The organism is Pedobacter sp. B4-66, from assembly GCF_018492665.1.
Lineage (GTDB): Bacteria > Bacteroidota > Bacteroidia > Sphingobacteriales > Sphingobacteriaceae > Pedobacter.
Map to the genome: position 1 here is coordinate 140826 of NZ_JAFVME010000003.1, position 14797 is coordinate 155622.

Here is a 14797-nt window from a genome sequence, read left to right on the forward strand (position 1 = left end):
TTAAAACATATTTATTTTAATTTCTTGCAAAGATTCTGCTGAAAATCCTAGTATCCAATGTAAGGCCAAAAAAGAAATCCCATTTCCACGCATCCGTTAGTTTTATATCAGCCTTTGTACCTGTAAATACATCTTGTCCCAGCACAAAACTTTTATCTACCAACTGTTGTATTTTTCCATAGTGATAACCAGCTGAGATGCTACCTCCTCTGACAAATTCAAAGTTGCCACCAACAAAGAAGTTTTCTCTCCATTCGCTATTAATTGACACGCCGAACATTGGATTCAACCTCTCCAAGAAAGTTGCTTCCTTTAAAACATCTCGTCCTCGGGTAATGTTAGAGGATTTCTTTAATTTTCCTTCCAGCCAGTCTATAGATGGCTTCCAGTAAAAGATATAGTTGAATGTAACCAGAGTTCGAATGCCTTTATTCGTGGTATTAATGGTATTGTCATCAGTCCCATTGATCGGAAAAACATCAAAAACAGGTTTTTCCAACCTAGTTGAAATAAATGAAACTCCAAAAGCTCCATGATAGAGTTCGTTTATTGGTACATTCAGGCTGGATAGTTCATCACCCATTTTGAATATTTTAATTGTAGCTTTTTCAGGAGAAAATGGTCCAGCTTCTCCAATAATATAATCATAACCGGTGTCCTCTTCCGGTGTCTTACCCTGAGTTGCACCTGTTGGGATCGGAGTACCAGGCCTGAATACCAGATCTTTCCCTTTGTATTCACCTTCAACTTTTATGGCATATATACCATCTGTGCCTTTGGGAATAGCTACATAAACAATCATATAATCATCTGCATCCACATTAACTGGAACTGGGCCAACTGGAGTTCCATTTTCATCAAAGAAAAAGTATGCTTTGTTACCGTCTCGATCGTATCTATTGTCGAAATCAGTAAACATACTGCCGAAGTGAGCTTTGAAGAATTTATATGCCGCAGATGCTGATCCGGTTCCAATTTTTTCATTTGGTACATTTGTATTTTTAATACTTACATCAAGAGTTGGAACATCTGTAGCGTCTATTTTTAACTTAATTTCAGTCGCCTTCAGATTCTTAACAGTAATTGTATAAATCTTCAGGTCTCCAGTGTCTTGAATAAGATCATCAGTAGTTTCTGCGGCTTTAGTTACTTTGTAGCCAGCAGGTAGGGTAGTCCCATCGAATTTTATGATTACTGGTTTAGAAAAATCAGCAGTAAGCGGCAAAGCGGAGGTAACCTTAAAAGTTGGTGTTTTTGGTTCAACCATATCTACACCAACAACAATAGTATTGTTTTGCCCATAAACTGTATTTAAGTAAGCTAACAGGGAGAGCGTAATTAAAGAAAATTTTTTCATGATCTCGTTAATTTAGTTTTGGTTCTATCAAGAATTGAATCAATTGGTATAACGTAACTTGTATCCTTAAATCCGCCCAAAAGAATCCCGATCAAATAATTGTATTCGTCTACAACAAATGATCCTGAATCGCCAGGCTTTGAAAAGGTGTCATCTGAAAGGGCATGGACAAAAATGACATCACGAATTAAATGGACTTCTAAATCTTCAGAATCCACTTTTTTATAAGTTAATTTCACCAACTGCTCTATATCAGCTATGAAACCAACTGAAAACTTAGAAACGGCTCCATACATTTTCACCTTTGTTTGATAGATTTTGTCATTAGGATTAGGGGGCCTTTTGAAATACGGCGTACCAATACCATTAATTGCGCCTTGTATCCGATAGTTATTTATTAGTTTTATAACAGCAACATCAACCTTATCATCATGAAATGCTTTGATGATTTTGCCACACCTTACACTTCCATCTTTAATAATATTTACAATCTCATTGCCGTTAGGTATGAATGGATCCCAACTGTGGCTTGGTGATTTTACGACATGATAGCAGGTAATAAAATATTCTTCATTGGTACTTGAATCATATAGCCTTCCACCTGCTGAACCGCTATAGTTTTTATACGGATTATCATTGGCAATTTCGTCCCCGGGGGCAACTAATCCATGAGTTGTTGGGTTCACATCATGTACAATGGATACAGCAATTTCTTTTTGTGAATTATCAGCTCCCTGATAATATACTTTATTCGGAATTAGATTATCTGTATTAAAATTGTCATTGACATGAACTTTCAAGATAGGAATACCATTCTCATAAATCAGCGGCGCACTAACCACATTTTCTATTTTCATCAGTTCTAATCGAATAGGGGCAATAGCATTTTCTATTTTAACGGCATCAATTTCAACTAGACGTGCTTTTACTTCCTCTGTGACAGACTTAGCGATCTCTTTGTCGTTAACTGTCATCAATTGACTGATATAACTGGCGATCTGCTTGGTTCTTAAAGCATTAACATTTTCAATGAATTTGCTAAAAGCGTGATCATGAGTCGGAAAAATAGAGTATTTACCACTCAGTGCAAAATAACTTTGCCCCTCCAAGATTAAATGCTCAGCAGTTTCCCTATAATTTTGCCATCGTTCGTTGAATTTATAGGATTGCCTAAAGCCATTCAATATGGCTAAAGCCACACTGAATATAGTAGCCAGGATTAAAATTTGCTTGGCATCAGCTCGATCTGTATTAATATTAATTAAAACTGGAACGATCGCACTTAGGATGATTACCGTAATGTTGGTGACGGTATTTAAGAACAAGTGTTTATCCGCAAGTCTCTCTATGATTTTAATGAAATTTATAAAGCATACATTGATCTGCTGCTTCTTTGATTCGTCAAGTGGTAGCAGATGGATAAGATCTTCATATTCTTTCATTCTCTCTTTCAAGAGTTTTTCCAAATTATTATTTGATTGAGCCATTTGTATGAATTTAATCTAGCTGAATTAAAGAAAACTTAAATAAGTAAAATGGACTTCATAGAATAATTGATATTCTATGAAAGCATAAGTCAGGCGTCAAGGCCAGAGAATTGGAAAATGATCAGGGCGATTTCATGAGGCGGTTTGATTTAGAATGTACTTTAGATAAGGAGCAGTTTACAAGTAAAGGCGCTACTAACTGAAACAATGCTAAAAACCTTACTTCAAACTTAATCGGAGCATCGTCATAGAAATTTGGGAATCTTATCGTCAAAGATATTTAGTGAAACGAAATACGACAACCTGCTAGTGGTCAAAAAAGTACTGTTTATGAAAAAGGTGCTTAGTCCTTAATCTATACAATAAAAATTATCTCTTATCCATATAAATTGAACCTAAGAACTTTAAAGGAGTTTTCTTTAAGAATCACACCGAAAATTCCCAGTAAATCACTTGATCGGAAGTGATTCTATTAAGATTTCTTTCTTCAGGTGTATGATTATGTCTGATGAGTAAATAAATATTATTAATCAATGGAGCAGTATGTCTTAGATTAGTAGAGTTAGCTCCGATGGCGATTCCTTTTTCATGCAATTTTCAGCATTAATTGCTTAAAGATAAATATATTACAGTGAATGTTTGAAAGTAATTAACCTGAAGCTTTTCCAGCTAATTATGAACATTTAATAAATTGACAAATCCGGGTGCTCGTAAATAGGTGAAAGTAGTTTTATGCAGCTAATTTGAAGATCAATTATTCTTTTGTCACATGTTATTATTTCTAATGTGAGATGAGCGAAGTATTCGGTTGTAATTACTTTTTTACTTCCATGGATTGTTTGGATTTCCAGTTCTGCCTCGATAGGCAGATTAATTTTATAAAGATTTTTAGATAGCTCGCAAATAGTTCTACTTTCATTGCCGTCATGTAGATGGTTATAAGATAATATAGTGTAATTACTAACTTTTGAATCTGTAAATAATTTAAGCCAATTTTGTATTTTGAATTGATTAAATGAATTTAAATAATTCACAACAGATTCACCAATTGATGTGTAATCTAAATTGGTGAATATCCAGTCTTCATTTATGTATTGAACTAGTGGTGCGTAATTAACAATGAAATCTTCTATGGATCTGTAAAAATCTAGCTTTAAATTAAGTGAGGGAAATTCATTTAATTTAAGATTTGAAAACAGATGTTGTGCTGGTTTATTGTAGTCTAAATTTTCTCCAATTAAAACTAAATGTGAAGACTCTCGTAACTTTTCTCGTTCATTGAGATTCAAGTATTTTTCAATATTTATTGATCTTTTTGAAGGTACCGAGTGTAAAGATGAGTCAGTATAGTTTATAATAGAACAGAAAGTATTGTATTTATCTTTATTCTCTGAAATCGCCCTATTTAAATTGTATTTATCAATAATAATCTCCATAATACTTTAAATAGTGGTGCGAAATTTTTATCATTAAATTAATAACAACTACGCGTTTACTATGTTTTCGAATATCTCAAATTAGAATTATGGCATGTTCATTCAAAGGAAACTCGTTCATCGTTCATGTAATATGAGCAAATAAAAGGATACAAAGCCTGAATTTTCTCCCACTTTCCATAGAACTATATAAAGGTAGTTCACTTATCATTCTTGGTCTGAATTTCATTAAGCTTAATGAGCCACTGTCTGATATAAATTCCGGCTGGCGTAAGCATGGTCGATGGCCATTGTCCGTAGGCCGAGGCGCCGGGTAAAAGCAGCGCGGTCGTTTCTTTTTTGTCAGTTAGGTTCCAGTTGGCAAAGCTTAGCTTGTGCTGTTCCATCCAATTCAGCCATTTATCGCTTTTTTGCTGATCAAATATGCCATTTCCGTTAGATTCTCCAACTCCCCATTCGGTCACTATAACAGGAAGCCCAAGATTAAGCGCCTCATCTGCTTTCTTCATCAATTTCTCCTGATGGTTAGGATCAGATGCGTAGAAATGAAAAGAATAAGCAATGTTTTTGAAACCTTTAATGGGATCTTTTGCCGCTATGTCGATATCCTGATCCCAACTGGGACTGCCAACTACAATAATGTTTTCCTTATCATTTTTACGTATTTCGGCGATAACATCCAAGGCATAAGCCTTTACCTCTTTCCATGCTATGCGCTCAGGTTCATTCCATATTTCATAAATAACATTAGGAACACCTGAATATTTTGCCGACATCTTTTTAAAAAAGGATTTGGCTTCCTTTACATTCACATTTGCATGGTGATCGTGCCAATCTATTAAAACATATATCCCTTCTTTTAACGCTGCATCAATAACTGCTGTAATGAGCTTTTCCTGACCGATGGGATCTTTCAAATACCCGTTGTCGGGCTCAACCGCCATGGAAACCCGTAATAGATTGATCTTGAAATCTTTCTTTAGCCATTGGACCACTTCCGCATTATAATATTTTCGCCCTCCCCATATACTCCAAGATAAACTTATTCCCCTCAGTTGTGCTGGTTTGTTGTGGCTGTCTAAAATTTTACCGTCTTCAACTTTTAACGCTCCGTGTGAGGCCACTGCGTTAACGTGCTGTGCTTTGCAAAATGTTATTGCCGATAACAGGAGGAGAATTACTCCTGAAATCTTGATGATGTAATGTTTACTGGTTGTCATGTAAATACCTGATGAAATGGCAAGATAGCTATCTAGCGGGATCCATTTGATAAAAAACAGGCCTTGGAATGTTAATCCTAATTTGATTTTTTAGACCGTCATCTGGCTGAAATTGTCGTTGGAGAGGTTACGGCGCTGGCCAACAATAACTGTTTTGAAATACTGTAAACCACTGCAGAATTCCAGTCCTTTAAATAGCTATAAACTTTATAAATCTTTGGATTGCTTTTGGAAAATAGGGCGTAGGATCCTTTATATTCTTTAAATCCTAAATCATCATATAGTATATTATTTCCGTTTAGTGTCACCCCTTCTGTTTTGAAAGTTGTTCCCAGAATTTCTACTAATGAATTTCTATTAAATGATTCTATATGCCGGTTGATAATATCTTCCTGATGGGTACTGAATAAGACGTTGAGAATACTCATATACTTTTCGTACAATTTTTTGTTTCTGATTCCATACAAAGATGTAAATCTAATTTTCATAAGGCTGCCATCAAAACCCTTAATGTCTACGCAGTATCGACAACCAATAGTAAAGACATATCCTTGAATAGGTTCTACACCGAATCTAAGACCTTCAATCTCATCTTTGTTAAATGTTGTATTTGGGATGTCTTTCCAGTTTGAATCCTCATAAGTAACAATATCCTGACTGATGACCAATTTCCGGTCCCTGTCTAAAAGGTTAGGCCTAATTTCTATTTCCAGCATGTTATCAGCATCAAGGGCTCCCATATTCTATGGCTTACTAAACGCCTTATTTATTTTGTGCAAAGTGATATTAATCTCAAGAAAAAGCTTCAGGTCTCTTTTACCTTCCAGACCATAAAATAGCTTATCTGCACCAATGTCAACAGCTTTAAACTTGAAATCCAGCGTCATGCTCTCCTTTATTGAAGCTTTTCTCAAAGATGCTTCTGCCTGAGGCTGATTTAAATCTAGTGGGATGGGGATAGTTTTGAAGTACATGAGATACGCGTTAAATTCGAATGTATTCAAAAATAGAATTTTTTGTTATATACCGGGAGGCCCGAGATGAAATAACTCCATTTAACTCATGGGAATTTCTTATCTTTAGTAAGGGTTAATATATTACGCTTTTATTTCTTTCCATATGATAGTTAAATTACTGTTTACCTGGCTAATTTGTTCCTGCCTGTCTTCCATGTGTTTTGCCCAATCCCATAATCTAAAAGCTTTTTCGGCGTGTAAATATGTGAAAAAACCCAAATTTATTTCAGTAGAGGGATTAGGTGGATGTGCTGCTTGCGATAATGAGCTTAAGTTAGAAACTAAAGCGAAGCAAGCTGAAGACATAAAAAACTTAGCTGCAGCTAAGTTGAAATTCGATAGGGAAAAGGTGGCAAAAGCTAAGTTATTTGCCGCTGCACAAGAAAAAAAGCGAATTGAAAACTCCAAAACAGGTAAGGTACTTGAAATTACAAATGTGCCACGTCCCACACCCAGCAAGGACAAATCAAATCAAGTTGCCAAGAAAGATGACCCCAAAAAATTAATTCAATTTTATGACTATAGCCTGAAGCGGTTTGGCATGAAAAGTGAAACAGGTAAGGTTATTTTTGAACCTAAATACGTAGAAATATTAAATCTTGCTGATGAGAAATCCCAGTTTTACATGGCAACGGACGACAAGGGCTATTTCGTTGATGAAAATGGAAAAACTGTCATGGAGATTGGACCTTTCGAAGCGGCACCAAAGTTAGTCAGGTATTACAATGCAAATAGATATTATCTTGAATACACTGTGGAAAAAAAAGAAGTCTGTGTTTTTACATTTTACTTAAGAAGAAAAGCTCTTATTGTCGATGGAAAAGTGTCAGTAACGACAAAAGAACTTCATATTAACAACTTTAATTATAACGAAATGGAATTTGATAAATACACCCTGCGACAACAGTCGACTTTCGATGAAGAAGTAGACTGTCTTAAAGAAGCATCTGAATTGCGAAAGGAAATAGTAGCTCAAGGATATATCGAAAAGTTCATTTATACAGAGTAGAAATAATAAAATCATCAAGCATGTTAAAGAAGATAATACTGATCATGATATTCATTTCCCAGCTAGCAATTTCAGCAAGAAGTCAGGTCGTTCCTTACAAAATCCTGGATTCATTGTCTGCCGAAATTAGTCAGAAGCAATTTAGAGCAGACACCCTATCCTATACAAATGATGAAGGGGAGGTTATGGTTCAATTTTCAGAAAAAAACTTCAATTTATTGGTTAGTAGCCGTTTAGCTTCTATGGCGGTATACAAGTACCGAAACAGGACGGATATTCTTGAATTAATAGATAATATCAACCTAAAGAAAGCGATATCAGTCTCACGCATTGACTCGTACGAGCGGGTCACTGTATTTCGTGTCATGTTCGCATCGAATATTAATGTAAATATTTATGATAGTGTGGGGGTATTCGTCAAATCGACAATAAAAAATTATGTAGACTTTCACGTTAAAAAGATTGAACATAGATCAGATAAACCTTCTGATTATGAAACATGGTCTTTCTACAATACACTCATTACTCTTTGCCACTTTTTAAAGAGGGAAGGTAGCTCATTTAGTCATGATCCAGTATTATTAGCCCGTAGTTGGAACAAAGCCATTGATGAGCAGAAAGTCGAGGGCTTTGAGACATTCCTTAAAAAATACCCTAAAACACTTTATGAGATTGAGGCGAGACGACAGATTGCACTGTTAAATAGCCAATAAGCTTATCCATTATAATGTAAGATCAAATCATCCATCCTTATTAGCGCCGAATTTAGCTTTTTGTTACTCGTTTTGCGCATTAGCACCAGATGATTTCCTTTTCTGCTTTTGCCCATGTAATGGGTAAAGCCTAGAGAATCAAGGGTGAGCTATGGCGAATTTCATTAGTATTATTTATGAGATCCAATTCGCAATCTTAAAACTCATAGGACTTTTTTTAAGTCTTTACTCCACTTTTATGTCTTCCTCGTCGTAATCCCTTCCTAAAGTGCCATAAACAACGCCAATATTCTTAAAATAGTTGCTAAACATCTGGTACTTCTGGGTACACAAAACACCAATATCGATTTTATTGGAACTGGACTGATTTTGATTGCATGTAAAGCAGATTTCAATGTAATCCAGCACTTGATCGTTTGCACTCAGAAAGATAAAAGCATTTCGGGGTTCAAAACATTTTCCAAATGATACCAAATGTGTCGCATCTCTTTTCTTATAATCAGTATTGAAAATTAGACTTGTAAGTTCATTAATCTGTTTTTTACTTAGTTGTTTTATTTCGATCAATGTAGTTGTGTCCAATACCCCATTGTTGACATATAGACCCTTTCTAGGGGAATTATCTTGTTTGTCCTCTGGTTCTTGACCAAAGCCGCGATACTTATACGACACGGCCAATACTTTTGCTGCTTTCGAAAAAGGGTATTTCGCAAGGCGTTGTTTGGCAGTGTATTTACTGTAGTACGCACAATTACTGTATTCTTCTTTGTAATCCTTCTCCCAATTGGCAATTGATTTGGCTTTTGCTAGTTGCTTTTTCGTTGATTTGGATACTTGCGCGAATATTGCAGAGTAGCACAAGCAGAGCAATATAATAAATGGAATTGTTTTCTTCATGGAGAGATAATTGGAAACCCATTTGAATATAATGATTTCTTGATTAATCACGGTCAGTTCTTTTCTTACCTTACTTATTGATCATAAGTAAAGCAGTGTACTACATATGCATCGATTTACTTAAACTCAAAACCGCACAGCGTTTTACCATTTTTCTCCGCCTCGGCTATGGTTGTTTGAACAAAGTGATCCTTACAATTCTTCAAAGCTGGGCACTTATCGCTTAGATGATACTTTCTGGCAGAACCCTTATCGCATATGTACGCCTTAGCTCCATGATCTATATACAAATACCCCCCGATAGTTACTAATGAAAGTACCATCATCGGCACAATAGACTTTTTGGTTATCGACCTGTTTTTTCTGGGGGGATTAGGGCCATTCGGTTCAGGTTCTTCTTCCTCATTATTATCGGGAACTCTAGGTTCTTCGTCCAGTTTGATATCCACATAATCTACTCCAAACTTATAAGGTCTCGGTTCGAAATCTATAAGCCAGGCCAGAAGCTCCACGTTTCTGGGGTCCGTGTCTTCTATTAAGCCTTTTAAGAACTTAACTAGGGGTCTTAATTTATCTGCGTCAAACCTTTCAATACTGCGGCTATAGTCCTCTGATTTGATGCCGAAATTGAAAAAATCTTTGATAAAGGCGTCATCCTCCTTCTTGGTTCTTGATCTTAAAGCAACAAGAGATTCACTCCGCAGTTTTGCAGGCGTGGGGTGTGCTAAATTTAAAGAAAGTAATCCCTTTTCTTTCTTGTGGTGGTAATTAGAAATCACCGCCTTTTTATAATCCTCGAGCATTATCCAAATAATTGATAAGTAAATGTAGCCGGAATTTTCGGATTCTTTTACGGTTTTCCGGAATTCCGGCGGATTTATCGGAATCATCGGAACCGCTTGCTAATTAACCATTTCAGCCCCTATACATTTGCTTTCGTAATCAGTTCGAGGGTCGATTAGCTATCGTAACTCATGTACAAACAGATTGCAAAAAATGAGAAGAAGTTGCGGTAGGACGTGATCGGTTTGGGAAGCAGTTATTGCCTCCCGCAATGGAATCTCATCTACTTCCCAAAAATTTCAGAAGCGCTTCTGAAATGCAATGTAGTAACCTCCGCGTATGGCTCGCGGAGGCCTATCAAGTATTTCAATTCTAAAATTTTTGACAATGTTTGCATTTTTATTTGCCTTATTAATGGGATTCGCAACCCCACAACATACTACTCCAAAAGATTGTGGTAACGGTACTGTAACAACCTTTGGCGATCCTCCAGTTACTCCTCCTGGTGATCATGGTGGCGAAACAGGTAACAATCCTCCTAGAAGATAGTCATCTTTCAATGCGGGCGAAATTTTGCCCGCATTTTTTATAAATTAGGAGAATAATTAAAAATATTGAAAATACTAATTACGTCTCTTCTATTGTTCCTGCTCATTTCTTGCCATCAAGAAAAGAAGCAAAAAAAGCCGTTGGCTGATAATGCATACTATGATCGTGCATGGTTTTTTTTGGACAATAATCTTCCGGACAGTAGTTTCATTTACTTCAATAAAGCGAAAGAGAAGTCATTGAAAGATGGAGATAAAGTAAAGGTTGCCAAATGTCTAATCAACATGGCAATTATTAGCGGCGATAAAGGGGATTATTTTGGCAGTCAGGAAATCTCACTTTCTGCAATTGCCTATCTGAATCCTAGTATTCAGGAACAAAGAGAAATACTATCCTCGAACTACAACAACCTGGGTAAAATGGCCCATGTTTTAAAAAAATATGAGGAGGCCAATCAGTTTTATCTGAAATCAATCGAGTTCACGAAAAATGAAAACTCCCGAGCGATCTATTTCAATAATATTGCGATCAATTTAAGCAGTTATGGGAAGTATAGCGAAGCCCTGAAATATTTTGAGAAATTAATGGGTGAAAAAGGAGTCAGAGGGAATCCGATCACGTATTCTCGGATACTGTCCAATAGTGCGAAAACCAAATGGATGCAAAATCCCTCTTATAAACCAGTATCAGATTTTCTAAAAGCCTTAAATATAAGAGAACGGGAAAAGGATTTGTGGGGACAAAATGCAAGTCTAGGCCATCTTGTCGATTACTATATTGATGTAAAGCCAGATTCTGCCTTATTCTATACCCATAAAAAGTATAAAATTGCTCAGGCAATAAGAAGTGCCGATGATCAACTCAACTCTCTTCAAAAGCTGATAAAGCTTAGTCCAATCAAAGATACCAAGCGTTATTTTGAAATCTACCAGCATCTTGACGATAGTGTGCAGGTTGTCCGTAGTGCAGCTAAAAATCAGTTTGCACTGATTCGTTATGAAACGGAAAAGAATAAAGCCGAAAATCTAAATCTTCAGAAAGATGTTAACGAGAAGAAGTATCAGATTACCAGGCAACGGTTTCTTATTATTGGCGCATTGATTTTAATAATTGGAGGATCAGTTATCGGTCTGCTTTGGTATAAAAAAAGGAAGCAAAAAATAGAACTGGAGGCTGAAAATACTATTAGGGACAACAAGTTAAAAATTCATAAAAAGGTACATGATGTTGTTGCAAATGGCCTGTATACTGTAATGTCTGAAATTGAGAATAAGGAAGAGCTGGATAAGGAAAAAATCCTGGATAGAATAGAAATACTCTATGAAAGATCCCGGGGCATTACCTATGACGCTTATGATGAAACTCCCATTATTGAACCTGATCTTAAAGGGAAAATTAATAGCCTCATTGCATCCTATGGCACTCAGAAAAGAAGAGTGTCTCTTGTTGGCAATGAGGATGAGCTATGGGAACAGGTAAGTGCACAAGCCAAATACGAAATAATGCACATTCTTCAGGAGCTGATGGTAAACATGGATAAGCACAGTGCTGCAAGTAATGTGGTGATAAAGTTTGAGCGTATTAAAAAACAGCTGAATATCTATTATACTGATGATGGAATTGGCATCAAAGGGATACCAAACTTTAATAATGGGCTCACCAATACGGGAAACCGTATTCAAAGTATAGGTGGTGAGATTACTTTTGATTCAAATAACGAAAGGGGATTAAGTATTCACATTTTTTTTCCTACTACCTAAACAGATATGATGTTCGAACGCGTATTAATTGCTGAGGATCACGAAAATACCAGTCTATCCGTTAAACGGGCTCTAATTGATCTGGGAGTTGAGGATCCTAAATATGTATCCTATTGTGACCAAGCCTTATCCTGGATTCGAAAAGGATTAAGCATTGCCCAACCTTATGATTTATTTATCACTGATCTTTCATTTGTAGAAGACCATACGATTCAGGAGATTACTGATGGTGCAACTCTCATTAAGGCCGTTAAAGAGATTCAACCAGAATTAAAGATATTGGTGTTTTCTGCAGAGGGCAGGCCTGAAGTCATTACTTCTTTGATCAAAGACCTTGGGATCAATGCTTATGTGCGTAAGGCCCGTCATGATGTCCAGGAGCTTAGATCAGCTATAGAGGCGATTGCTAAAGGGAAAACTTATTTTCCTATTCAAATCAGGCAAAATACACGAGAAAACAATTCATTTGCATTTACAACATACGATACAACTATTATACGTTTGCTTGCCCAAGGCGCGAAACAAAAAGAAATTCCACAATATCTTCAAGAAAACAAGATTATACCATCTGGTTTAAGTAGTCTTGAAAAACGACTCAATCTAATTAGAGAGGTGTTGGGCTTTTCAACTAATGAGCAACTTATTGCTTATTGTAAAGATTTCAAAATTATCTAATACCTTAATTTCTCACTTTACGGTTTCCCGTAAGGAAAGCTCTCTTCACCTGCCTACTTTCGAATCATAATTAGGAACTAAAATTTTTAAATTATGAAAAAGTATTACGTAAACAAGAAGGCTCAATCAAACGGTGACCATGAAGTTCACAATGAAACTTGCTACCGTCTACCAGATGTTGCTAATAGATTGTATTTAGGAGAATTCTCTTCATGTGCAGACGCCGTTGCAGCCGCAAAACGACACTATTCAAAAGCTGACGGCTGTTATTACTGCTCACCAACTTGTCATACTAGTTAGCTATTTCGATCATGGAATATAAAGTAGTACCATTCACCGCTACCCTGGATCAGAAAAAAGAAACTACAGCGGTTGTAGCAGAGCAGTTAGGTAAACTGATAGAACGCTACAGTAACCAGGGCTGGAAGTATGTTAGGTTAGAGGGTGTTTCTACTTATGTGCAGCCAGACTCAGGATGTTTTGGAATAGGGGCGAAGCCTGGTTATATGGCATCTTACCAGATGGTTGTTTTTAGCAAAGAAACTCGTCATGAAAGCGCTGCTCCTTCTGGTCATTAGGATCTATTGGTCCTTAATTCCGAAGGAGAAAAGACGACCATGTATCTTTAATGTCACTTGCTCTCAATATGTATACAGTAAGACGTCACAAGACGGTCTTTATGAGGGTCTTCGGGCCCTCATGTATCGATTTTCCAATTGCAGGGCTGGATTTAAAGTATTTGAACACCCAACAGAAACCACAACTCTGATGATCCTCCGCAATGGCCAGATTATCCCGCAAAATGAGATTTCAGAACGATTTATCAAAAAAGAACATTCAATATCAACAAGATCAAAATGAACCAACACCCAATTTTCTCAGAGCATCCCGGCCTAATTATAATTTTTGCGATTGCTGTTGTTGTTATGCTATTGCTGGACTTAGGCGTTTTTAATAAAAAAAGCCATGTCGTGTCCAATAAAGAGGCCGTAAGCTGGTCACTTGTATGGATCAGTCTGGCAATGGCCTTTAGTGGTCTCGTTTATTATGTAGCCGGATCCGTTAAGTTTTTCGAATTCCAGTCTGCTTACTGGATCGAAAAAGCACTTTCTGTAGACAATCTTTTTGTGTTCATACTCGTCTTTAAATTCTTTGATGTCGCCAATTCAAACAAGCACAAAGTGTTGTTCTGGGGAATTATCGGAGCATTAGTTCTTAGGGCAATCTTTATTTTTTCCGGTGCATTTTTAATAGAACTGACCTACCTGAATAAGCTGCTTGCCCTGTTTGGCCTTGCAGGCCTAAAATATGATATCAATATCATCATGACACTCTTTGGTTTATTTCTGGTCTATGCTGGGATTAAATCCTGGTCTTCCGGAGATGACGATGATGAAGAGGACTATAATAACACGAGGGGCGCAAAATTAATCCGCAGATTCTTTAGTGTGAGTGATAAATATGATGGCGATAAATTCTTTACAATCCAGAATGGAAAGAAACTCGCAACTCCTCTTTTAGTAGTTGTTGCAGTCATTGAGTTCACTGACTTGCTATTCGCTGTGGATTCGATCCCAGCAATCTTTGCCATCTCTAATGATCCGTTTATCCTGTATACGTCCAACATCTTTGCCATACTAGGATTAAGAGCTCTTTTCTTTCTTCTGGATAACTTCATTCATTTGTTTAGCAAGCTGAAATATGGATTGGCCATTATTCTTTCCTTCATTGGCTTGAAGATGATCATCGCACCATTTTACCACATCGAGTCGATTTATTCTCTCCTGGTGATTGGTGCAGTTTTGTGCCTCTCGGTACTCCTTTCTATAATCTTCCCGGAAGCGGCAATTGAGGAGGCCTCGGAAAATCCTTAAAGTCTTATAGATAAATCAGGA

General features: G+C 36.6%; 16 protein-coding genes. 8 read left to right on the forward strand and 8 right to left on the reverse strand.

The genetic code is table 11. From position 1 onward, the window contains the following. Positions 1–16: 16 nt before the first annotated feature. The 6 genes from J1905_RS05120 to J1905_RS05145 all read right to left on the reverse strand — a co-directional run bounded on the left by J1905_RS05120 (position 17) and on the right by J1905_RS05145 (position 6474). Positions 17–1357: a hypothetical protein gene (locus tag J1905_RS05120; RefSeq protein WP_214226155.1), complete on the reverse strand. Its 1341-nt coding sequence runs from the start codon at positions 1355–1357 to the stop codon at positions 17–19. Continuing rightward, on the reverse strand, positions 1354–2844 hold the full coding sequence (locus J1905_RS05125) for a DUF4231 domain-containing protein (protein ID WP_214226156.1): 1491 nt from the start codon (positions 2842–2844) through the stop codon (positions 1354–1356). Before J1905_RS05125 ends, J1905_RS05120 begins: the two co-directional genes overlap by 4 nt. A gap of 683 nt (positions 2845–3527) precedes the next feature. After that, the gene (locus J1905_RS05130; protein WP_214226157.1) at positions 3528–4280 is read right to left on the reverse strand and encodes a hypothetical protein; all 753 of its coding nucleotides are present in this window, start codon (positions 4278–4280) and stop codon (positions 3528–3530) included. Between the two features lie 200 nt (positions 4281–4480). Next, on the reverse strand, positions 4481–5500 hold the full coding sequence (locus tag J1905_RS05135) for a glycoside hydrolase family 5 protein (RefSeq protein ID WP_214226158.1): 1020 nt from the start codon (positions 5498–5500) through the stop codon (positions 4481–4483). Between the two features lie 98 nt (positions 5501–5598). Continuing rightward, positions 5599–6240 (reverse strand): hypothetical protein, encoded by a 642-nt coding sequence (locus J1905_RS05140; protein WP_214226159.1) that lies wholly within the window; start codon positions 6238–6240, stop codon positions 5599–5601. A gap of 3 nt (positions 6241–6243) precedes the next feature. After that, the gene (locus J1905_RS05145; protein WP_214226160.1) at positions 6244–6474 is read right to left on the reverse strand and encodes a hypothetical protein; all 231 of its coding nucleotides are present in this window, start codon (positions 6472–6474) and stop codon (positions 6244–6246) included. Between the two features lie 145 nt (positions 6475–6619). On the opposite strand from J1905_RS05145, the gene J1905_RS05150 reads away from it, so the two are divergent. Together J1905_RS05150 and J1905_RS05155 are read left to right on the forward strand one after the other, a co-directional pair. Then, positions 6620–7525 carry a hypothetical protein gene (locus J1905_RS05150; protein ID WP_214226161.1) on the forward strand — a complete coding sequence of 302 codons (906 nt, stop codon included), beginning with the start codon at positions 6620–6622 and terminating at the stop codon, positions 7523–7525. Positions 7526–7545: 20 nt separating this feature from the next. Beyond that, positions 7546–8238, forward strand: coding sequence for a hypothetical protein (locus tag J1905_RS05155; RefSeq protein ID WP_214226162.1), 693 nt, complete (start codon positions 7546–7548; stop codon positions 8236–8238). 225 nt (positions 8239–8463) lie between these two features. Here the strand turns inward: J1905_RS05155 and J1905_RS05160 are convergent, their stop codons facing one another. Continuing rightward, positions 8464–9135, reverse strand: coding sequence for a hypothetical protein (locus tag J1905_RS05160; protein ID WP_214226163.1), 672 nt, complete (start codon positions 9133–9135; stop codon positions 8464–8466). Between the two features lie 116 nt (positions 9136–9251). Then, positions 9252–10025: a hypothetical protein gene (locus tag J1905_RS05165; RefSeq protein WP_214226164.1), complete on the reverse strand. Its 774-nt coding sequence runs from the start codon at positions 10023–10025 to the stop codon at positions 9252–9254. A gap of 280 nt (positions 10026–10305) precedes the next feature. On the opposite strand from J1905_RS05165, the gene J1905_RS05170 reads away from it, so the two are divergent. The 6 genes from J1905_RS05170 (at position 10306) to J1905_RS05195 (ending at position 14776) form a co-directional block, all read left to right on the forward strand. Beyond that, a complete protein-coding gene (locus tag J1905_RS05170; RefSeq protein ID WP_214226165.1) occupies positions 10306–10467 on the forward strand; it encodes a hypothetical protein in 162 nt (53 codons plus the stop codon). A 65-nt stretch (positions 10468–10532) separates the two neighbouring features. Beyond that, positions 10533–12227, forward strand: a complete 1695-nt coding sequence (locus tag J1905_RS05175; protein ID WP_214226166.1) for a tetratricopeptide repeat-containing sensor histidine kinase — start codon at positions 10533–10535, stop codon at positions 12225–12227. Between the two features lie 6 nt (positions 12228–12233). Beyond that, a complete protein-coding gene (locus J1905_RS05180; RefSeq protein WP_350027968.1) occupies positions 12234–12902 on the forward strand; it encodes a response regulator in 669 nt (222 codons plus the stop codon). 311 nt (positions 12903–13213) lie between these two features. Beyond that, positions 13214–13480, forward strand: coding sequence for a hypothetical protein (locus tag J1905_RS05185; protein WP_214226167.1), 267 nt, complete (start codon positions 13214–13216; stop codon positions 13478–13480). Then, the gene (gene yidD / locus J1905_RS23790; RefSeq protein WP_214226168.1) at positions 13452–13763 is read left to right on the forward strand and encodes a membrane protein insertion efficiency factor YidD; all 312 of its coding nucleotides are present in this window, start codon (positions 13452–13454) and stop codon (positions 13761–13763) included. The genes J1905_RS05185 and yidD overlap by 29 nt, the downstream gene beginning before the upstream one ends. Continuing rightward, positions 13760–14776, forward strand: a complete 1017-nt coding sequence (locus J1905_RS05195; protein WP_214226169.1) for a TerC/Alx family metal homeostasis membrane protein — start codon at positions 13760–13762, stop codon at positions 14774–14776. The genes yidD and J1905_RS05195 overlap by 4 nt, the downstream gene beginning before the upstream one ends. Positions 14777–14797: the final 21 nt, after the last annotated feature.